The 23,096-nt window shown below is 28.8% G+C and carries 19 protein-coding genes; 1 reads left to right on the top strand and 18 read right to left on the bottom strand.

Annotated elements, in window-relative coordinates; translation table 11 throughout:
* Window positions 1-28 precede the first annotated feature (28 nt).
* The 14 genes from ARA56_RS11685 to ARA56_RS11625 form a co-directional block, all read right to left on the bottom strand.
* Complete coding sequence (locus ARA56_RS11685; RefSeq protein ID WP_055266884.1) at window positions 29-1,600, bottom strand: carboxylesterase/lipase family protein; 1,572 nt, start codon at window positions 1,598-1,600, stop codon at window positions 29-31.
* 105 nt (window positions 1,601-1,705) lie between these two features.
* A complete protein-coding gene (locus ARA56_RS11680; RefSeq protein ID WP_055266882.1) occupies window positions 1,706-2,599 on the bottom strand; it encodes an ROK family protein in 894 nt (297 codons plus the stop codon).
* A 286-nt stretch (window positions 2,600-2,885) separates the two neighbouring features.
* Window positions 2,886-3,809 (bottom strand): AraC family transcriptional regulator, encoded by a 924-nt coding sequence (locus tag ARA56_RS11675; protein WP_055266880.1) that lies wholly within the window; start codon window positions 3,807-3,809, stop codon window positions 2,886-2,888.
* 450 nt (window positions 3,810-4,259) lie between these two features.
* Window positions 4,260-5,015, bottom strand: a complete 756-nt coding sequence (locus tag ARA56_RS11670) for an AIM24 family protein (protein WP_055266878.1) — start codon at window positions 5,013-5,015, stop codon at window positions 4,260-4,262.
* A 543-nt stretch (window positions 5,016-5,558) separates the two neighbouring features.
* Entirely contained in the window at window positions 5,559-5,987 is a 429-nt protein-coding gene (locus ARA56_RS11665) for an N-acetyltransferase (protein WP_055266876.1), read from the bottom strand.
* 77 nt (window positions 5,988-6,064) lie between these two features.
* On the bottom strand, window positions 6,065-7,435 hold the full coding sequence (locus ARA56_RS11660; protein ID WP_055266874.1) for an MATE family efflux transporter: 1,371 nt from the start codon (window positions 7,433-7,435) through the stop codon (window positions 6,065-6,067).
* Window positions 7,436-7,690: 255 nt separating this feature from the next.
* On the bottom strand, window positions 7,691-8,509 hold the full coding sequence (gene rhaD, locus ARA56_RS11655) for a rhamnulose-1-phosphate aldolase (RefSeq protein ID WP_055266872.1): 819 nt from the start codon (window positions 8,507-8,509) through the stop codon (window positions 7,691-7,693).
* Between the two features lie 68 nt (window positions 8,510-8,577).
* Window positions 8,578-9,834 (bottom strand): L-rhamnose isomerase, encoded by a 1,257-nt coding sequence (rhaA, locus tag ARA56_RS11650; protein ID WP_055266870.1) that lies wholly within the window; start codon window positions 9,832-9,834, stop codon window positions 8,578-8,580.
* A 1-nt stretch (window position 9,835) separates the two neighbouring features.
* Window positions 9,836-11,251 carry a rhamnulokinase gene (gene rhaB / locus ARA56_RS11645; protein ID WP_055266868.1) on the bottom strand — a complete coding sequence of 472 codons (1,416 nt, stop codon included), beginning with the start codon at window positions 11,249-11,251 and terminating at the stop codon, window positions 9,836-9,838.
* Window positions 11,252-11,281: 30 nt separating this feature from the next.
* Complete coding sequence (locus ARA56_RS16475) at window positions 11,282-11,446, bottom strand: aspartyl-phosphate phosphatase Spo0E family protein (RefSeq protein ID WP_148315771.1); 165 nt, start codon at window positions 11,444-11,446, stop codon at window positions 11,282-11,284.
* Between the two features lie 101 nt (window positions 11,447-11,547).
* A complete protein-coding gene (locus ARA56_RS11640; RefSeq protein ID WP_055266866.1) occupies window positions 11,548-12,510 on the bottom strand; it encodes an AraC family transcriptional regulator in 963 nt (320 codons plus the stop codon).
* A gap of 162 nt (window positions 12,511-12,672) precedes the next feature.
* Window positions 12,673-14,457 carry a CE1 family esterase gene (locus ARA56_RS11635; protein WP_084759027.1) on the bottom strand — a complete coding sequence of 595 codons (1,785 nt, stop codon included), beginning with the start codon at window positions 14,455-14,457 and terminating at the stop codon, window positions 12,673-12,675.
* A gap of 41 nt (window positions 14,458-14,498) precedes the next feature.
* Window positions 14,499-15,806: a PTS sugar transporter subunit IIC gene (locus tag ARA56_RS11630; protein WP_055266864.1), complete on the bottom strand. Its 1,308-nt coding sequence runs from the start codon at window positions 15,804-15,806 to the stop codon at window positions 14,499-14,501.
* Between the two features lie 88 nt (window positions 15,807-15,894).
* Window positions 15,895-18,225 (bottom strand): family 78 glycoside hydrolase catalytic domain, encoded by a 2,331-nt coding sequence (locus ARA56_RS11625; RefSeq protein WP_055266862.1) that lies wholly within the window; start codon window positions 18,223-18,225, stop codon window positions 15,895-15,897.
* Between the two features lie 225 nt (window positions 18,226-18,450).
* On the opposite strand from ARA56_RS11625, the gene ARA56_RS11620 reads away from it, so the two are divergent.
* The gene (locus ARA56_RS11620; protein WP_055266860.1) at window positions 18,451-19,506 is read left to right on the top strand and encodes an AraC family transcriptional regulator; all 1,056 of its coding nucleotides are present in this window, start codon (window positions 18,451-18,453) and stop codon (window positions 19,504-19,506) included.
* A 137-nt stretch (window positions 19,507-19,643) separates the two neighbouring features.
* Here the strand turns inward: ARA56_RS11620 and ARA56_RS11615 are convergent, their stop codons facing one another.
* From ARA56_RS11615 to ARA56_RS11600, 4 genes are all read right to left on the bottom strand, one after another.
* A complete protein-coding gene (locus ARA56_RS11615; RefSeq protein ID WP_055266858.1) occupies window positions 19,644-20,816 on the bottom strand; it encodes a MalY/PatB family protein in 1,173 nt (390 codons plus the stop codon).
* Window positions 20,806-21,666 carry a DUF3737 family protein gene (locus ARA56_RS11610; protein ID WP_055266856.1) on the bottom strand — a complete coding sequence of 287 codons (861 nt, stop codon included), beginning with the start codon at window positions 21,664-21,666 and terminating at the stop codon, window positions 20,806-20,808. The genes ARA56_RS11615 and ARA56_RS11610 overlap by 11 nt, the downstream gene beginning before the upstream one ends.
* Before the next feature lie 270 nt (window positions 21,667-21,936).
* On the bottom strand, window positions 21,937-22,344 hold the full coding sequence (locus ARA56_RS11605; RefSeq protein WP_055266854.1) for a MerR family transcriptional regulator: 408 nt from the start codon (window positions 22,342-22,344) through the stop codon (window positions 21,937-21,939).
* 173 nt (window positions 22,345-22,517) lie between these two features.
* On the bottom strand, window positions 22,518-23,096 hold the full coding sequence (locus ARA56_RS11600; RefSeq protein ID WP_084759026.1) for a sugar O-acetyltransferase: 579 nt from the start codon (window positions 23,094-23,096) through the stop codon (window positions 22,518-22,520).

The following is a 23,096-nucleotide window of genomic DNA, read 5'->3' as shown; positions in this document are numbered from 1 at the left end:
CCTATCCTTTTATACCTTTGTTTTTTTGCTAATGCTGAACTTCATCTCCCATAGTTGCTAATATAGTTTCTAAGGTTATCTCTGGAAGTGCTTCTTTTAACACTCTTAAAATTTCATCATCAAAATTATGGCGAACTTCACATGTTTTATCAAAAATCATTGTTGATTCATCTGTAGGTGTACATGGATTCCATTGAGGAATACCTTCATGATTTGGATTTCCAGTTTTCGCAAACTCTATAATTGCTTTAAACATGTTGTCTTGTAATTCTTCACTAACACCTTCTATGTTTGCTACTGGTACTTTATCAATGTTATGGAACACAAATGGAATATCTGCACAATGCCATGCTGATTTACCATGATAGCAAGGGAAGTCCAATGAAAATACATACGTATATGTAGGTGCTTCACTATACTTAGATTTTGCATGTACCAAATTCTTGCTTAATGGACGGAACACCATATCTAAACTTAACACATCAATAATTTTTTTATCAGGATATGCTTGTTTAAATGCTTCGACAATCTCAGATGTTTTATCTTGGAAACGCTCTTTTATCATTTCAATCATTTGTTCTTCACTTAGTTCATATTTGTTTATTTGACTAGGAGCAAAACTGTTGAATTCACCAAATACTGTTCCAACCATTAAAGGTGTATTTTTTGCTTGTTCACTGAATCCAGTCATTTGTGCTTCTCCAAGGAAGTAATCATTAATCATTGGATTATTTCCAACATAAGCACCTGTTTTAGCTACATCTTGAACAACTTTTAAATAAGCACCTACTAGCATTTGATAAGGAACTGTTTCTATTTTTTCAACTTCACTTACTGGAATCTGTAATTCTTCCAACATTGCAGTTACAATGGCACGTCCATCTCCATCTTCACAAGGTTTCATAAAGTCCCCAGCAACACCACTCATAATAATTCCTTTATGGAATAGACCTTTCGCACTTGGTATTTGCATTAATGCTCCAATTTTCATTCCACCACCTGATTGGCCAAATAAAGTCACATTTTCTGGATCTCCACCAAATTGAACAATGTTTTCATTAATCCATTTTAAAGCAGCAACTATATCAGCAAGTCCAGCATTAGCAGAATTTTTATATTTTTCACCAAATGGAGATAAATCCATAAATCCTAAGATATTTAAACGGTGATTTAATGAAACAACCACAACATCACCATGTTTACTCATATTTGCTCCATCATAAGCAAGTTGTTCAATTGAAGAACCTGCAAAATATCCTCCACCATGAATCCAAACAAGAACTGGTTTTTTTGCATTAGAATCTAAATTATTTGTCCACACATTAATATATTGACAATGTTCATCTTCAGGCCAATACATATGTGGTACAAGCATTTCTCCTTTTGGATTATCTGGAACCATTAATGGAGCAACTCGTCCATAAGACGTTGTATCTAATACACCTTCCCATGATCTAGGATCTGTTGGCATTTGAAATCGATCTGCATAAGCATAAGGGATACCTTTAAAAGTATATATATCATCATATCGATAACCTTTCACAAATCCTGCTGTTGTTTTCACTGCTGGAATATTATCATATTCAAATTTTAAGCCCATTTATAAGCCCTCCTCATTTATACTAATTTTTATTTATAATTTTCTTTTTATACCCTTAATCTAAAAATGATAAACTTACTTACTATACTTTTCTTGTCATTACTTTTAACATTCATAATGTATTTTATAATTATATAGAGCACCAATTAAATTCGAATCATTATAATAAGCACAATTTTCAACTATTGCATGAGGTATTTGAAAAGGGATTTTTTCATATATGATATCTAATTTCTCTTGGATTTTTTCAATCAATAGTTTCTGCTTGGAAATTCCACCACCAATGCATACTTTTTCTGGATCAAATAAGCATTGTAAATTATATATTTGCACAGCAATATTATTTGCTATATTTTCTAAAGCAACCATGGAATCATTGTCTCCTTCATGTATCCATTCAAAAATTTTCTTTCCATCAAGAGCACTTGGTTCTATTCCTTTCAAAGCTGCAACTTGAAGAATCAAGGCTGTTGTACTCCCCTTTAAAGCAAATACATTTTCCATATATTGCGAATTGAAATCAGTCATCAAATAAGATACTTCCCCAGCAAAAAAGTGTTTTCCTTTAATTAATTTTCTTTGATGGATAATACCTCCACCAATTCCAGTCCCAATAATTAATACAATTCCATCTTTACAACTCGAAAGATTTCCTTTCCATAATTCAGCTAAAGCAGCACTTTTCCCATCATTTTCAACAGCAATATTCACATTAACTCTTTCTTGAATCGCCTTAACTATATTTACATTCGCATTGTATGTAAGCGCACCAGGTGTATAAATTTCTCCTGTATCAGAATCAATATTACCAGGCATACTTAAAGCAATTCCATCCACTTTATCTTTGAACTTATAATATAAATTTGAAATAACATCTAAAAGATGTTCTAGTGTATCTGTAGGGGTATCCAATTCCCCTCTTTCATAAATAGTAGCATCCATATCCATGATGGCGTATTTAATAGCTGTTCCTCCAATATCAATAGCTAATTTTTTCATAGTATCAGTCTCCTAACCTAAACCACTTTAATTTAATAAATCTTCTTACTTACTGTTTACTCATTCAACCCCTTTTTAGTTATCGTTTACATAGATATTATACCTTAAAAGTTTTTTATGTTGTTGTCATTATTTGATTGAAAAATTCCTATTTTTTGATTTCTTTGAGAATCATCATTAAATAAAAAAACTGCAAAAATAGAAATATAAGTTTTTCTATTTTCCCAGTTTTACTTAGTCTAAATGATATTATTTACTCCAGGTAGTTTACAAAATAAGATAGTTTTCATATATTTGTTCTAACATTTAAATAAGTTGTATTATTATTTTTGTTATGATTATTATCATTTTTTGATGCTTGATATAGTTTTCTATATTGATACGGAGTCATTGAATAACTATTCTTGAATGCACTAATAAATGATTTTACATTTGAAAAACCATAATCAAATGCAATATCTTGCATACTTTTTGCCGAATCAACAACATCATGATAACAGGAATAAAGTCGATAATTTGTTAAATACGTCTTAAAATTAGTTCCAAAATATTCGCGGAATATTCTACTAAAATGCTCTTCGCTCATATGACATATCTCAGCCAATAGAGTCAGATTCAAATCCTCTTTATGATTTTCTTCTATATAATCAAGTATTTTATGTTGCCGTTTTTTTGAGATAACATACTTCTTTTCATCTTTAGATAAATCTACTTGGAATTCATTGATTAGTATATAAAGTAGTTCATAAATATATGCATTTACCATTAATTCATCATTCAATTTAGGTTTCTTAGTAAAACGTTTAAAAAATTCATAAATTTCATAAACTCGCTTTTTCTTTGGCGACTCTTTTTTTATATCAAAATATAGATTATCTATATCCGGTAATACACGTTTTAAAAAATCATAAGAAAGTATAACTAATAAAACTTCACATTCTTCATAATTTGGACTATCTAATTTATGGACTTGTCCACTATTTACAAAAATAAAATCTCCTTCTTTAAGGGTATTTTTATGGTTATTAATCCATAAATCGACTTCCCCCTTACAAACAAGTGAAAATTCAATACTTCTGTGCCAATGAGGAGGAATATAGCTTTGTTTAATTTCAAAATCTTTTTCTTTAATATTCACTTTATCTATATACTCGATGATAGCATTTAGGTCTTGTGTAATATTCACCTTTTCATAGCTTACCTTACTCAAATTATTTAACCACCTTTCTTACAATTATTTTATAAAGAAGAATCATATAAGCTCCTACTTCTAATCCGAACTTGTCTCCAAGTTAATTATATACATTTTACAAAAATTTTACATCCTAATTTTGATTCAATGTACTATACTTAGTTTATCTTAGTAATTTTTAATTACTACCCATTAGCATTTTAATTCCTACAAACTCAATTCTCCTACTAAGTATACTTCTCACTTTTAAGTTGTAAGCTAAAAAATACCGTATATTCACTTCTGAATAATACGGCATTTATATTAATTTAATATTTAATCAAATTTTGAACTACGATAAAACCCTAATAACCCATCCTCTATATAATAAAAGTTTCCTCTCTGGTCTTAGATTATTTAAATTATTATGAATCATTTGTGCTAAGAGGATATGTATAAATATCCTTTTTCTTATAATTAATTTTTCTATTAAATTATAGGTGCCATGAGGATTTTACCTGTTCCTCGATACACATTTACAAAACCTTCGCCTGAAACTGCTGATCCTACTAAGCTTTTACTTGACTTTTCTACTCTAAAATCTAAAGATTTTGACCATGCAATAGCAAAGTTACCATCAATTCTTACTTCATCATTTTCTAATATAAATTCTATAAGTTCATCTCTTGGCACTGGACTTTCAAGAATTGCAATACCGTCTCCTTCAAGACATAAATTAAATAAACCTTCATTTCCTAACATTGCTGAAGATAAATTAGTTCTTGCAACTACCTTCTGTTTTATTCTTGATTCACAAGCAAGAAAAAGTCCATCATCTAGAACTAATCCATTCCACTCAGAAACATCTTCAAGAAGAATATGTTTATATGTAGGCTCTAACATTAGTAATCCAGTTCCTTCATATTTAGGTTTAATGGCTGATTCCTTTGTAACCTTTGAAGAAATTGCTTTTCCAAAAAAGTCTCCAATCCCTTTAACATCCGCTGCCATTTTCACATTCCCAGAAGTCCATTGCATTGCCCCAGCACTAATTGTATATGCATTGCCATTTAATTCAATTAATACTTGTCTTCTTCTTACGTTCATCTCTGATGCATAATATGCAGCCATAGCATTTGCAGTGTTAACACTTAAATCTTTTTTATATTCAAGTACTTTAACGCCACCCTTTGATGCTATAACATCTATATTTTTATTATCATATAAATTATTACATTTCACCATAAGTCCTACCTCCATTTAATAAAATCATATAAATATTATACCATAAGAAAAAAACTTAGATAATTTTTACGCATATACTCTACAAAAGTAATAATCCACTCTTTTTCATTACCTTTAAATCCATTTAAATACATATACTATTACTTTATTTTGTAGTTTCATAAAATTGATTATATCTTCGTCTGATATTTCAACAACCATTTTCTTTAATTTCATAATTTATCTCCTTTGTGATTGTAGTATTTATACAACTTTTATTAATACTCTGTTTGGTTTATGTTTTTTATTTTATCATCATTTACGAGTATTTTATTTAAAAGTAATATTGTTCAATTATACTTGTAACTCTTTAATAACTAAACTATTTAATGCCGTAACTATAACTGTCAACCCCTTAGTTCATATGTACATATAACTCTCATACTATTTTAGAATTGCTAATAAAAAACACCGCTTATTCCCTTTTTGAATAATACAGTGTTTTCATTTATATATACTTAAATTCTCTTGTTTGTAAAGTGTTAAAGTATTTTATGTCTAAGATTAATTATTCTTATAAACCATAGTATATTCAAGTTCATTTGTTTCTTCATTAATCTTACTACCTAATACTTTGAAGTTATTTTTATAATAAAAATTTAATGCATTTTCATTTTTAGCATAAACATTCAATGAAAGTTCTTTATATTTGGATTTGCTATACTCTATCAATTTATGCCCTATTCCTTCTCTTTGATATTCATTCTTTATAAAAATTCCAGCAATATATCCATCCTCAATAATACCTATAAATCCTTTTATAATATTATCTTCTTCAAACACATAAATATTTGCATCTGGTAATAAACTCTTAACTAATTCATAATTATTATTCCAATACTCTTTTGATATAAAACTATGGGCATCTTCATTAACTTCAAGCCAAATTTTCATCACTTCATCTAATTGATTTATATTAAATTCTTTTATCATATTCTTCTCTCCATTTTTTAATATTAAAAGCTGTTTTTTATTACTCAATTTATAATTTTATATTTTAATTAATAATACTAAATACACTTCTCTTCAAGTTCTTCTTCAATTTTACTTATTACCTCTCTATTTGAACGTTTATACAACATATATCCTATTATTATAGCTAATCCTTCAGCTATTGGAAAGCCTAACCATACTAATGGTAGCACTTCTGTTAATGATAATAAAAATACTATTGGCATCAATAATATAATTTGCCTTGCTAAAGATAAATACATACTATACCTTGCTAAACCTAACCCTTGGAAGAATGATGATAAGACTATACTTATTCCTCCAAGTGGAATTGTTACGCTTAATATTCTAATAGCAGTTATTCCAATTGATTGCATTTCTTCTGTTGGATTAAACATATTGAGTATTAATGCTGGGATAATATTTAGTATTATCATTCCTATAGTTCCAACTACTATACTAAATATCACACTAAACTTTATTGCTTCTTTTACTCTACTTCTTTTTTTAGCACCATAATTATAGGCAACTACTGGTATAACTCCAAGTCCCATCCCATGAGGCATAATTAGTATCATATTCAATACTTTTAATACAACTCCATATATTGCAACTGCTGTAGTACTAAATGATATCAAAATCATATTTACACCCATTGTCACCACTGATACAAAACCTTGCATAAAGGCTGTTGGTATCCCTGTTTTCAACATTTCAATAAAGGTATGCCAATCTGGTATTATACTAAACTTCATATCTAGGTCTTTATTGAATTTGTAGTTAAAGTATAAAGCTAAAGATGCTGAAAATGTTTGTCCAAATACTGTTGCAACTGCTGCACCTCTAACTCCTAATGCTGGAATTCCTAAGGCAGGTAGTCCAAATATGAACACTGGATCTAAAATTATATTTATAATTGCTCCTGATGATAAAGTAATCATAAATAATTTTGTCTTCCCTGTTGAAATTAAAAGTCTTTCAAGAACCCACTGAAACATTACTCCAAAGGCTAAAAACATTACTGTATTTAAATACTCTGTTCCTTGTCTTATAATTTCTGCATCATTAGTCTGTGAATTAAAATACGGTTCTACTATTATAAGCCTTGATGTAACAATAACTATATATGATGCTAATGCTAAAAATAAAGCTGTTCTTATTGCCTTTTTCACTTTATCATTATTCTTCTCACCTAGAGCCTTTGATAATACTGCATTTAACCCTATTGCATTACCACTTCCAAATGCAGCCATCATCATCATTATAGGTGCAGATAATGAAACTGCACTTAAGGCACTTTCTCCTAAACTTGATACATACATACTGTCTATTAGATTATAAAGATTGCTTATTAATAAACTAATCATTAATGGCAAACTCATTTTTATAAGTAGCTTTCTAATCTCTTCTGTTCCCATTTTATTTTCCATTATTTTTCCCCTTTATAATTATTTTTTCAACTGAAAATTTTCTCTCTCCTATGTTACTACTTAAAGTTAACTTTAAGTCAATATAAATTTCAATTATTTCCTTAAAATGAATAATTAAATTCTTGTTTAATCATTTTAAATATTTACTATTTTATTAAAATCACTAATAAATAAAAAAGAAACCAAGCAAATTGTAATATTGACATTCTCAAAAAAGTCTATACACTCTTCTACTTGATTTCTTCAACTTTATATTTATTTTAAATACTCTTCAGAGATAGTTACATTAAAGTCTTTAGCTAATTCTCTAAAATTATTTGAATTTATAGTTTGTCTCTTTCCACCCATAGATAATACTTTTACAAGTATTTCAGCTGATTTTTCTACTGTATCCATAAGACCAAAAGTTAAATCTAAATCTTCTCCTGAACAGAATACCCCATGATGAGCCCAAAGAACTATGTCATGTTTCTTCATTAATTTACTTGTTGCTTCTGCTATTTCTGCTCCTCCTGGAACCATCCAAGGAACAACGCCTACTCCTGTGGGAAATACAACTGGACACTCTGTTGCCATTTCCCATAGCTCTCTTGTAAATACTGCTCCATCTAATGGTAGTACAAATGTTAACGCTATTAAGTTAGTTGCATGTGAATGCATTATTACTCTATGCTTTCCACCTGTTACATCAAATTTAATTGAATGACTCATAAGATGTGATGGTAATTCACTTGTTGGCTTAGCTCCATTTATTAAGCCCCAAACTATCTTATATTTTTCACCTGTTTCATCTATTTTAATTATTCCGATATTTGATTCTAAATCCACTGATATATTTCTTATAAACTTTCCACTTCCAGTTACTAAAAAATACTCATTAGCTAAGTTAGGTACTTTTACACCTATTCTATTCCATCCATTATTGTATTTAATTGATAGGGAGATTTCCTTAATATCTTCTGGTGTTAATCTATAAGTAATATTTCCACCATTTCTTTCATGCCATCCTTTTTCCCAAGCATCCTCAGTTATCTTCATAAAGTTTTTAATAAAATTCACGTTATTTAATCTCATAGTTACTCCTACTTTCTACGTTTTCACATCAATTTTGAGCTATATTTATACCTTAAATTATTTATATACTAGTTTCTCTTTGATAAAACTTTCTCTTCATATTCTTTAACTTCTTTTAACCAAGTTTCACCTACTGGTACATTATTCTTTTCACAGTAATAATTCCAAACATCTCCTATTGGATAAGTTTTAAATTCTTCCATTAAAGCTAATCTTTCTGTGAAGTTTCCTTCATTTTGAAGCTTTCTTAATACTTCATTTGGTGTTAACATTGCATTTAATAATGCTTTAATCATGTTTCTTGTTCCAATAGTCCATGCTGCTATTCTGTTAATGCTTGCATCAAAAAAATCTAATCCAATAATAACTCTATCTAAAGCATCATTTCTTACTATTTCTTTTGCGATTTCTTTTAATTCATCATCATAAATTACAACATGATCACTGTCCCATCTAACTGGTCTACTTACATGTAATGCAACCTTTTCATCAAATAATAACATTGCTGATAATTTATCTGAAACTACTTCTGTTGGATGATAATGTCCTGTATCCATTAATGAAAGAATTCCATTTTCAGCTGCAAATTTTAAATAAAATTCATTAGAACCTACAGTATAGCTTTCTGCACCAATTCCAAATACCTTTGATTCTACACAGTCTAAGTTATAGTTTTTATCAGTTTCAACTGCATATATTTGTTCTAAAGAATCCTTAAGTCTTGCTCTTGGCCCTAATCTATCTGCAGGAATATCCTTATATCCATCTGGAATCCAAAGATTTGTTAAGCAAGTTTGTCCTAATTCTTTACCAAAGTATTCTCCAATTTTTCTTGATGCAATAGAATGTCTTATCCAGAAATCTCTTATTTCTTTATCTGGGTGAGATAATGTTAATCCATCTGAAGCTTTAGGATGAGAGAATATTGTTGGATTAAAATCTAATCCTAATCCTCTTTCTTTTGCCCAGTTTACCCAATTTGCAAAGTGTTCTGGCTTTATTTGGTCTCTTTCAACAACTTCTCCATTGCTTTCTAAGTAAATAGCGTGAAGATTTACCTTATGATTACCAGGAATTAAGCTTAATGCTTTATCTAAATCTGCTCTTAACTCTTCAGCATTTCTTGCAGCTCCTGGATAATTACCATTACATTGAATTCCTCCTGATAATGCATTTTGAACTACTTCAAATCCCTTTACATCATCACCTTGCCAACAATGTATCGATACCTTTACTTTATTAAGCTCTTCTAAAACCTTGTCTACATCTATTCCCCATTTTTCATATTGCTCTTTTGCTAATTCATATTTTTCCTTAACATTCATATTAAATCTCTCCTTTATTTGGTTTAAATATATTTATCTCAAATGATTCTTTAATTACATTTCTAGCTTGTCCTAAATCTTCTAGAATTCCAGCACTTATTAATTGAGCTGCAAGATTTCCTATTGCTGTTGCTTCTATTGGTCCTGCTAACACTTCTTTGCCAGTAGCATTTGCAACTAATTGATTTAATAAATTATTTTGGCAGCCACCACCAAATATATTTATTCTTTCAAAGCTCTTTTCAAATATTTCTTCTAAGTTTCCTACTGCTTTTTTATAACTATAAGCTAAGCTGTTAAATACACAATAAGCAATTTCCCCAACTAATTCTGGTACTCTTTGCCCTGTTTCCATACAGTAAAGCTTTATTTCATCTATCATATTATTTGGATTTAAAAATCTATCATGATCTACATCTATAATAGAAGGAAAATCTTTATGCTTATTTGCTTCTTGGACTAACTCACTAAAAGAGTATTTATGATATAAATTTCTTTTTACCTCTTGTATAACCCAAAGACCCATTATATTTTTTAAAAATCTAAATCTATAATCAATTCCCCCTTCGTTTGTAAAGTTATAATCCATAGCTTGAGGTACACATATTGGGAACCTATTTTCCACACCAATTAATGACCACGTACCAGAACTTACATATATACTATCTGAATCATTACAAACTGAAGAAATAAAGGCTGATCCTGTATCATGAGTAGCTGGAAGTATAACTTCCATGTCAAAGCCGAACTCTTCTACTAATTCATCTCTTAAATTACCTAAGCTTGTTTTAGGCATTTTTATCTCTCCAAAGATTTCTTTATTTATTCCATACTCTTTTAAGATATTTTCATCCCATACTCTATCAAAAGAGTTTACTAGCTGAGTTGAAGTTGCATTTGTGTACTCGTTTACCTTCTGCCCAGTTAACAATAAATTAAAATAATCTGGTATCATCAAAAATGCTTTTGCATTATCAAGAATATCTGGCTTTTTATCTTTAATTGCAAGTAATTGATATAATGTATTAAACCTTTGAAATTGTATCCCTGTGTGTAAATACAACATATCTTTTGGAATAACTTCAAAAGCTTTTTCCATAACCACTTCTGTTCTATCATCCCTGTAAGATACTGTATTTCCTAAAACTTCATCATTTTGATCTAACAAAACAAAATCTACTGCCCATGTATCTATCCCTATTGTTTTAGGTATCTTCCCAACTTCTTTACACTTTTTTATACCATTTTTTATTTCTTTAAATAATGCTTTAAGATTCCAACAATATTCATCATCAATTTTATGAATACCATTATCGAATCTATATATCTCTTCTAATTGAAGCTTGCCATCTTTTAAACTTCCAAGTATATGTCTCCCACTAGAAGCCCCTATATCAATAGCTAAATGATAACTCATAACTCTCCCCCTTTAATTAATCCTATTTGTTTAACAGTTAATATAGCTCTCAGCTATACTCTTCTGTTTTATGTATATAAGCTTATCTAACCTTTGACTTAAACTTATAGTTTCTAAGCTCAATAATCCATTTCTTTCTATAGTTTCATGTAACAACTCTTTCATAGCTCTTATAAGAACTCTAAGTATCTTCATCCCTTTACCTCTCATATGCTATTTATTATCTTAAGTATATAAAAAAACAACCTTGGTCTTAATAACCAAAGTTGCCTAATTTATTAACCTTATTTGCATTTTTAAATATCATAACTTTTAAATTCATTTGGTGTGCATCCATATTTTTCTTTAAATATCTTATAGAAATATGTAAGATTTTCATAACCTACTGAAGTAATGACTTCTACTATTGGTAACTCTGTATCACTTAATAGTTTCTTAGCTATATCAAGCCTTTTTTCTTGAAGCAATTCCTTAAATGTCATATCTGTATGTTTTTTTATAAGCTTACTTATTTTATAATTAGGCTGATTTAACCTTTCAGAAACTTCTGTTAAAGTGGCTTTAGCATAATTATTATCTATATACTTAAATACATCAATAACCATAAGGCTATCATAATTATCTTCTGAATACATTTCAATTTTATCTGGTGTCTTTATTAATTCAACTATTAATAAGCCTACCAATAGTTTAATGCTTGTACTACTTATCATACTAGGTTCATATATCTCTATAATTATTTTCTCTAATATTTCTTGAATATATCTTTCATCGTTAACTTTAAAATAGAGATATTCACCTTTATTGTTATTCATATATATTGACTTTAATAAAAAGCTAAAAATAGTATTTTCCTCATTAGATAAAGATAGTAAAAAATCAAAAAATTCAGGCTTAATAATAAAATTAATTATTATATCATCTTTTGAACTTTCCTTAATTTTATGTGTTATATCTTTATTTAAAAATATTATTTCTCCTTCTTTTAGATTTATCTCTTTATTATGAATAACTTCTGTTAGTTTTCCTTTATATACGTAATTAAACTCAATGTAATTATGTTTATGTTCTGGAAATTCTACAAATCTAGTATGTTTCCTAATATTTATAAGTTGATCCTTTGCTAATATCTTATTGCTATCAATAATAAACTGGCTCTCATCTGTATAGATGCTCTTATCAACATCAGCCTCTCCTTCTAATATCTGTTTTTCCTCTTCTGTCAATTCAAATAACTTCTTTAATATATCTTCTCTCATAAAATTCTATATCCTTAAATTTTCTTTATTTAATTATAATTATTATATTAAAATACTTACCTGTTATCAATGTAATTTACTTATTATAATCTCACTTAAATGATATTAGAGCTGATACATTACTGTACCAGCTCTAAATAATTTATAATTTAATTTCAATATCTAATTGTTAAATATTAACTCCCCTGTTTCAACGTCTCTACTATATCTTTTAAAGAAGTTCCACATGTACTCTGCCTCTGGTTTGTAGTTCCAGTGTGCTAAATCTTTAATAGCTGCTAATTCCATAACTACACCATTTTCATTAGATAATGTACCTGTATACATTTCTTTATCGCCTAGTGTTGTCCACTTTTGGTCATCTAATGCAATGCCATAATATTCATTAGCACTCATATCCATTTCGCTTACTTCTAATCCATTTACCTTTTGATATGCTTGAAGTGAGCTAAATATATGAACATTTTCATCTTCATCCCATACCTGATTTCCAAATAAGAACGCTGTTCCGTACTCACTGCTTCCATCTACAGGTATCATTTGGAAGAAATCGTGATCTCCACATAAATAAAGTAATGGAATTTCTCCAGCAGTATAGTTGTTAGCTATTTCTGTTACTTCATTAGCAAATACATTAACTCCAGAAACAACACCTACTCCTGCAAATATATTGCTGTATTGTACTCCTAATAAGAATGATTCTGCTCCTCCAATTGAAAGTCCTGTTACATAAATTCTAGATGGGTCTATTTGAGGATATTTTACTTTTAAATCCTCTACTAAATTCATAACTCCATCTCCACCTAAACCATCACATTTGAAAAAGTTAACTTCTTTTTCTTGCCATTCTGGTGATACAACAATAAAGTTTTCCTTTGCAGCTAATTCTGGCCAGCCTGTTGAATCTCCTTGTAATCTTGGATCATTTTGGTTTCCATGTAAAGATACAACTAAAGGTACACTATTTTCTTTACTTGATGCAACTGTATTAGGTACGTATTCAAACCATGTATACTTTCCATCCATACCTGTTACATTTTGATCAATCTCTTGATTATAAGTTATTCCTAACTCTTCAAATATAGGAACTTCTATTAAATCATAATTTTCTGTAGCAGATCTTGCACTAAGCATATAAAATTCTGCAATATCATTATGTTGTCTATAATTTCTTGATAATACACTTTCCCATGCATTATTAAATGCTTCTTTTAATGTTTCTTCCTTAGAAGCAACAACTACCTTTTGTAGTGGCTTATCTTCATTTTCATATAAAACATAATTATCTTTTTCACTCTTCTTTGTAGCATCATTTATATTTTGATAAAACTCTACTGCAACATCACTTGTATTACTTGCATAAACAGGCACTACATCATTTTTTTCTAATCCATCATTCATTTCACCGCCATAAATCATCATTCCAGCGATAAAATAGCATGATTGTGAAATATAGTTATTTACAAATGTAGCTCCATCATCTATCCCAATTACTTTTACATTATTAATTGCTCCTCCGACTAAATCAATAAATGCTTCTTTATCCTTATCATCATATGCTTCACCACTTAAAGGACTAATAACATATACTTCTCCAGCCCATTCTCTAACATTTTCAAGTAACCCTAAATCAGCAATTAACTTATTAGCATCTTCTTCAGACTTATTACCAGCAAATATATAATATTTGGGAGTTAATACATCGCTTCTTATTGATGTATATCCATCTACAAGTGCATTATACATGTAATAAGAATAACCTTCTGTAACTTCACTATTGGTTAAAGTTAATATATTTTCTACTGGTTCTTCACTAACTTCATCTGTAACAGTATTGGTAACATTATCACTTGTACTTTCTTTATTTGAGCTAGCACATCCTGTTATAGAAAAGATATAAAATACTGTAACTAACGTTGATATATATCTAATAAAATTTCTTTTCATATTATTCTCCTACCCTAAACTTTTTACCATATAATTATTATCTATTTACTCATTTCCATTTCTCTTTTTTGTTCTTCTACATAAATTTGTTTATCTGCAATCTTTACGAAAGGTAACCAAATAAGTGTTGCTACAACTAATAATACAATTTGCAGAATAGAACCTGAAATACTTCCAGTAACTAGATATCCACTTATTATTGGTGGAGTTGTCCAAGGTAATTGTGCTAATCCTGTTGGAATAGGTACTAATTTAAATGCTAGTGCTGCATATGCTATTAGTGATGATACTGCTGGTGTTATTACTAGTGGTATAAAGTATATTGGGTTTAACATTAGTGGTACCCCAAATAAAACTGGTTCACCTATATTAAAGCAGTATGGTACAAGACCAACTTTTCCAACTTCTTTGTATTGCTTACTTTTTGCTACTATAACCATTGCAATTACACATCCAACAACACCTATACTTGCAAAAGCTGTTCTAAAACTTGAACCGATAATATTTACTGGTGCTTCACCTGCAATAGACGCTACTCTATTTGCATCTTCTAACATAGTCCATATAGGATTCATAGCTCCAGATGAAACTATTGATCCACCATGAATACCAAAGAACCATAAGAATTGCTCGAATAATAATGCAAAAACAAATCCACCTAAACTTCCACCTAATAATAATAAAGGTTTTCCAATAATTAAATTAATAGTAGTAAATAAATCTGAATTAAGTGCTACATCAAAAATAACTCTTACAATCCAGAAAACTAAGATTGTAACAAATGCTGGTACTAAAGAAGCAAATGGCTTTGCAACTGCAGGTGGTACCGCATCTGGCATCTTTATAACTATTCCCTTTTGTTCCATTCTTCTATATATCTCTACAGAAACCATTGCAACTATAAATGCAACGAACATAGCTTGTGCTCCTACTTTAACCATAGGAATTGCAGTTCCAGCATCACCTGAAATATAAGGTGTAACTACTAAAAATGCTGCTAATGCTGTTAATGATGCTTGTAGCTTGTCAACATTATATGACTTAGCTAAGCTATACGCAGTGGCAAATAACACGAAGAAACCTGCAACATCATTAGTGGAATTTGTTACATATACAAGCTTTCCTACCCAAGCTCCTCCATCATTAAATAAATTAGTCATAAATTCTGAATACCCCGGAATAGGTAAAAATGCTATTATCAAGAATATTGATGAAATAATTGTAAATGGAAGATATGCTAACATACCATCTCTTAATGCAGTTAAATGTCTTTGTCTACTAAACTTATCAGCTACTGGAAGTAACTTACTCTCTATAAAATTTCCGAATCCCCCAACTTTTTCTTTCATATTAAATTCTCCTCTCATACTTTTGACTTCAATACTTTTATCAAAACTTTCTCTCTTTAATATCTACATTTTTTTAATTAAGTTTAAATTAAAGCTTTATTATCATATAATACTGACCATTTTCTCTTCTTTTCCCGTTATAGTTTGTTTCTATAACTGAATAATCACTTGAAAGTATAACATCAAACTTCTCAATATCTCCTGGAATATTAAACTTCCATATTACTTGTCCATTTTCTATTTTCCAATTACTACTTATCTCTCCTGATAATGTTTTAAAGGTACATTCAACTTGATTTACTTTTTTTGAGAAATATGGTTTTAAAGTAATTTTATTAGCTTTTATAGCTTCATCATTAACTCTTATTCCAGCTAATCCTTGATAAAACCATTGAGCATAACTTGAAAACATTGCATGATTATGAGAGCAACCCTTCATATCAAATTGTTCTGATAGAGCTGTTTTTCCCTCTTTAATCATATTTCCTATACTGGGATATTCATCTTTAAACAACCATTCTTCAATAACCTCATCATATCCATATTTATTTAATACTTCAAAAGTCATCATCATTCCAAAAATACCTGAACGTAAATATCCATTATCTTCTTTTATTTTATCTACATACATTTTGCATAGCTTTTCTGGTTCGTCAGAAATATGGGTAAAAATTGCAAATGCAAAGCTACTTTGAGATTTATTGCCGTATGTTCCATCATCATTTTTAAAGTTATTATCAATAAATGCTTTTACCTTTACTAACTCTTCTTCATATTCTTTATAAATCATATCCTCTGCTAACATAGCAAAATATCTATTATACTGTAGGAATAAGTAATATGCACAACATGCTAAGAATTTCTTATCTGGAGTTCCAACTTTGAAGCTAACCTTAGTATCACTACTACCATGGTCTCCTAAGCACTTATCTTGTAATTCTTCAATTCCTATTGACTTCAAATACAACATTTGTTTTCTTAAATATTCATATTCATCTAATATTAACTCTTTATCTCCGTAATATTGATAATGTTTATATACTAGATACGGATAAGCTAATTGCCATAATATAGGCCCCTCACCTTCACCTGTACCGTTAGTTTGAATCCCCATATACGGAGCTGTTTCAGGTACTCCCCCTTTTTTAGTTTGATCTTGTCTAAAATCTATAACTGTTTTTTCATACATTTTATCTAAATCAAACATAAAAAGATTTGATGTAGCTAATGCAACTATATCTCCACCATAACCTAAACGTTCTCTTGCACAATCTTCAAAAACTGAATGAATATTATTTAACTTAGTCTTTAAAGCTAAATCGTATAATTTATTAATCCAACTATTGTCTGTTTCTAATTTACCAACTACATCTACATCTGTATAAACGTAAGTTGCTGTTATACTCTTTAAATCATCTTTCTTTAATCCTGAAACTTCAACATATCTAAATGAATGGTAAGTAAACTTGTTTGTATAATGATTTTCTCCATCCTTAGATATAATTTCATCTACTTGCATTGCATGTTCTGGAGCTCCAGGTCCTCCGTCAAACCTAATATTTACTCCTTCAAGTACTACTCCAACATTTCCTGCTAAAGAAGAATCACAATTAACAGTATTATCTTCATTAATATTTTCAGCATAAACTAGCTTAACTTTTTTATCTTTAACTCCTAAAAATGAAATATTAATTACAGCTGATAATGTCTCTCCAAAATCAATAATTAAATTTCCTTTACTATTAATATTTATAGATATTGGTTCAAGGATTTTTTTCCTCTTTACCTTAGGAATTTTACTTTTAACTAATTTACCTTTTTTATTATTATCTATAATTGCTTCTTTCCAATTAAGATCATCAAATCCTATTAGCTTCCAATGATCTTGAGCTTGTCTAGCATCAAATCTCTCACCAATATATAAATTATTAAATAGTAGAGGGCCATCACTTACTTTCCATGACTTATCTGTTTTTAATATACATATCTCATTCTCATGAATACTTGCAATTAAACAAGGCTCACCTATTAATCTTAATCGTTCTCTTAAATTATATTTTCCAAACAATCTTAAAGGTGCTGGATTATACATACCATTTCCTAGTTCAAATGAAATTACATTTTTGCCATCAGTTAATAATTCACTTACTTCATAGGTGTCGTAATATATAGTTTTATCATATTGAGTCCAATCAGAGTTAAGTTCATAATCTCCAACTCTCTTACCATTGATATAAGCTATATAATATCCAAGACAACCTACATTTAAGTAATAGTTACTATTTGTTTTTTTTATGTTGAATTCTTTTCTTATTAAAGTATTTGGATTGTCATCATAATAATCTGATGCATCATAGTTATACTCTTTAGGAAACTTAGAAATCCACTGTCCCTCCAAGTTGATTCTCTCTGTCGACATCTACTTCCTCCTAGTCTTAATATTCAGTAATTGTTTACACATCGATGTTTAATCATTTATCATAGCTATATTCTTATGATATTATAGTTTCTCACTCTCTACTATGCTTATAAATGCCATTACTTATAGTCCATTTCTGACATTTTATACTTTCATATAGCTTATGTATTGTAATCGTTATATAATATTATTATGTAAAGTTATTTTATTTGGGGGAAACTTAAAATGAACTTTTTAAATTTAGATACATATCTATCTCTATCATCATCTGAAATGATGTATAAAAACATATTTATTAACAATCCAGAATTTACATTAGATAAAGCTAAAACAGTAAAACATGTATCTTCTTTATTAGATAGTTTATGTAATTGTAAAAAAGGTGGCTCTGATTCTTCTTATGATCCATCAAGAGAGTTTATGGAAGAAAATATTATACCTGCTCCTTATGATGTATTGGTTAGCAAACATCTTCGTTACAGTCCTTGTTTTATTCATACACATAGCTTTTTTGAAGTTATCTATGTTGCAAACGGCAGTTGTATAAATGAGATTTCTGACCAATCAATCAATATGAAAAAAGGTGATCTTTGTATTTTAGCTCCTGGTACTTCTCATGCTATAAGCGTTTTTAATGATGACTCTATAGTATTTAATTTACTAATTAAAGCAAGTACCTTTGAAAGTGCATTTTTTGGTACACTTAGAAATAAGGATATCCTATCATCCTTCTTCTCTAGAGCACTATATTCACCCACTTCTGAATCATACTTATTATTTCCAACTGGAAATGATATAATTATTCAATCTTTAATATTAGAGATGCACTCCGAATTTAACTTATCTTTAAGTTATTCTGAACGTATGTTAAACACACTAACAACTAAGTTATTTATAACTTTACTTAGAAGCTATGAAGAAACAGTAATTGTTCCTAATCCTCTAGGTAATACACTTGATACAAATATTGTTAATATAATGAATTATATTTCAAGTAATTATAAATCAATAACACTTAAAGATTTATCAGTATATTTCAACTATAGCGAACGTCAAATGTCTCGTATTTTAAAGGATTATATAGGGAAAAGCTTTATAAATATAATTCAAGATATAAAAACTCAAAAAGCCTGTGAACTACTTAGAAACGCCGATATATCTATAAATAATATAATCGATATTGTTGGTTATTCTAATACTAGTCATTTTTATCGTGTATTTAAAAAACAATATAATATGACTCCTGTAGAGTATAGAAACAAATATATTTATCCAAAATAAGCTACATATTACATGAATAAATGCATGACTAAATAAATTAAGTCATGCATTTATTATATTTCTATTAGATTATTTATCTTATATCTAACTTCTTAAAATTAAACTTGGTTATATTGGTTTTTCTTACATAAAATTACTTATCTTTTATTTTCAATATAACTCTTAATTCCAGCTTCAAGTCTTGATAATCCGTCTTCTAATCTGATTCTTGGGCATGCTATATTCATACGCATAAATGTTTTACCATTACCTCCATAAACAGCTCCATTAGATACATATAATCCTGTATTGCTTCTTATATATTTGCACAATTCTGCACTATCTTCTGTTACTTTGCTACAATCAATCCATAATAAATATGTTGCATCAGATTTAACAACCTTAAGCTCTGGTAGTTTTTCATTAATAAACTCAAGTACTACACTCTTGTTTTCTGATAAATATTCAATTAGTCCATTTAGCCAAGGCTCTCCTTTTGTAAATGCTGCTATTGTAGCCTCCATTGCAAAGGCATTAGGTTCTGCAACTTCATCTGTATTTATTCCTCTATTCACTTTCTTTCTTAGCTCTTCATTTGGAATTACAATACTTGCTGTTTGTAACCCTGCTATATTAAAGGTCTTTGTAGGAGCTATACATGTTATGCTATTTTGAGCAATTTCTTTAGAAACTGATGCAAATGGAATATACTCTTTATTGCCATAAGTTAAATCACAATGAATTTCATCTGAAAGTACAGTTACATTATGCTTTAATGCTAAATTACCTATTCTTTCAAGAGTTTCTCTATCCCAAACCTTTCCTATAGGATTATGAGGATTACAAAGAATCATTAATGTTGTTTTATTATCTGAAAGCTTTCTTTCTAAATCATCAAAATCAATATAATAATTGCTACCATCATAACATAAGTCACTAGAAAGTATCTTTCTATCATTATTAACTATTGAATTATAAAAAATATTATATACAGGTGCTTGTACAACTACATTATCTCCTACAGATGTTATTTTTCTTACTATTGAAGATATAGCTGGAACAACTCCTGTACAGAATAATATCCATTCCTTCTCTATTTTAAAGTTATGCCTCTTCTCCCACCAGTTGCTTATTGATAAATAATACTCTTCTGGAATGGCTGTATAGCCGAATATACCTAACTTAACCTTATTAGAAATAGCTTCAATTATCTCAGGAGCTGTTTCAAAATCCATATCTGCCACCCACATTGGCAATTCATTTTCTTTAACATCCCATTTTAATGAATTAGTATTAAATCTATTTGTTAATTTAGAAAAATTATACTCCATCTACTCCATACCCCTCTTCAATAAAAATCTTTGTATTTAATTCATCTATATCAATATCATCCATAATTACTTCATCAATTGATTTTGCTTTGATTTTACCCTTTATAGGATTCTTTACACTTTCAATTGAAGTTGAACTTTCAACATCAATAGTTGAATATTCGAAAGCAAGATCCGTCTTTATAAATTTCGAATTTTTAATTACTAGATTTTCAACATAGCATAACCCTTGTTCACTTTTAATAAAGCAATTAATAAAAGTTAAGTTTTTTGAATTCCACCCTAAATATTCTCCAATTATTGTAGAATTATAAACTGTAACATTTTCACAGTTCCAAAATGCATCCTTTGAAATTATTTTAGAGTCGTAAACTTTTATATTTTTACCTCCATCAAAAGCATAATTACCTGATAAATTTAAATCTCTAATGTCTATATTTTTACTATTTATTCCAAAGTAATCACCTTTTGCACTTACTTTATTAATCTCAATATTATTACAATTCCACAATGTCTCTAAAGCATTAGGCATAGTTACATTTTCTAATGTAATATTTCTAGATTTTCTAAATGTTTTAGGTGCATCAATTGTACTATCTTTAATATTAATATTATCTGTATACCAAATCCCTGATCTTGCCGTTTCTAAAAATGTAGTATTTTCAACATTAATATTTTGGCAATACCATAAAGGATATTTCCATTCAAAAACACAACTTTTAATATTAATATCGCTACTCTCTTTTAAAGGCGATTCTCCATCAAAAAAATTTGAATTTACTATATCTAAATTTCTACTTTTAAAAAGTGCTCGTTCACCTGTTAATAGCTCTTCATTAATTAATTTCATAACTCTCAATCCTCTCTTTTACAACACTTCTTTTTAATATCTTAGCTATATCTCAAAAGAAACTCTTACTAATTATATCTGTGCTCAAATACCTTGTTATTATAAGGCTTAAAGTTAACTTTAGCTCAAGATATTTTTTTTAAATATTTTTATATATTATTTACTAAGGAAAAACACCAGGAATTATCCTAGTGTTTTCATTTTTTCAATAAATATCTATCAATAATATTTATTAAATACTTCTGTATTCATATATAATTTATCAAATAGTTATTTACTGCTTAAATCTTTATTATCCTTATGAATTGATTCACTTCCAGCCTCAATTGCTGTTTCGTAGTACCAAATTTTATGCTTAATAAGTTCCATAATATTATTTAACTCTTCTATTTGTTGCTTTACAATTTTTTCTCGTTCATGAAAAACTTCTAACCTTGCTTGTAAAGTACTATCACCTTCCATACACATATCCATATATCTCTTTATATCTTTTATTGGCATACCAGACCTTTTCATACATGATATTATTTCTAACCCTTTAAAATCTTCATCTTTAAATACTCTAGTTCCATTTTCTTTTTTTTCAATAAAAGGCATAAGTCCTTCTTTATCGTAATATCTTAATATCGGAACTGATACTCCCATTTTTTCTGCCACTTCTTTTATGGTATATGTCATATAAAAAACTCCTTTTTCAGTGATAATTATACCTTTCTCTACTTAACTTGTAATTGTAAATTTTACATTTAAAACTTAAAAGTTGCACATTTGACGTTAAGGAGAAGGTATTTCGTTTCATTTGTATATATCATACAGGATAAAGTTAACTTTATGTCAAGACTATATGATATTTAAATTTCCGACTCTACTTCTATATTTTTAATAAATTTTGCTGGTACTCCTGCATATACACAGTTATCTGGTACATCTTTAGTGACAACTGAACCTGCTCCAATAACAGAATTTTCTCCAACTGTTACCCCTGGACAAATTATTGCTCCAGCTCCAATCCAAGCATTACGCTTAATTTTTACACTTTTTATAATTACACCACGTCTATTTTGTGGTTCTATAGGATGGTTAACTGATAATATTTTTACCTCTGGTCCAACTAATACATTATCCTCTAAGGTGATACCACCTAAATCAACAAACATACAAGATTTATTAATAAATACATCCTTACCAATCTTTATATTTCTTCCAAAGTCAGTATTAAAAGGTGTTAAAACTTGTACAGAATTATCAATTTCACTATCTGTTATCTTTGCTAAAATCTCTCTTACTTCCTCTGGAGCTTTATACCCTAAGTTTAATTCATTTGTTAATTTTAATGTTTCTTCTAAAATTGCGTTAATTTCAGTAAATATTGCATCTTTATGTGATATAAACTCCATAGTCTCTAATCTTTTTAATAAGTCCTTACTCAT

The sequence above is a fragment of the Clostridium disporicum genome (assembly GCF_001405015.1).
GTDB lineage: Bacteria > Bacillota > Clostridia > Clostridiales > Clostridiaceae > Clostridium > Clostridium disporicum_B.
Note: the sequence above shows the minus strand (reverse complement) of the source record. Positions and strands in the feature narration are given on the sequence as shown.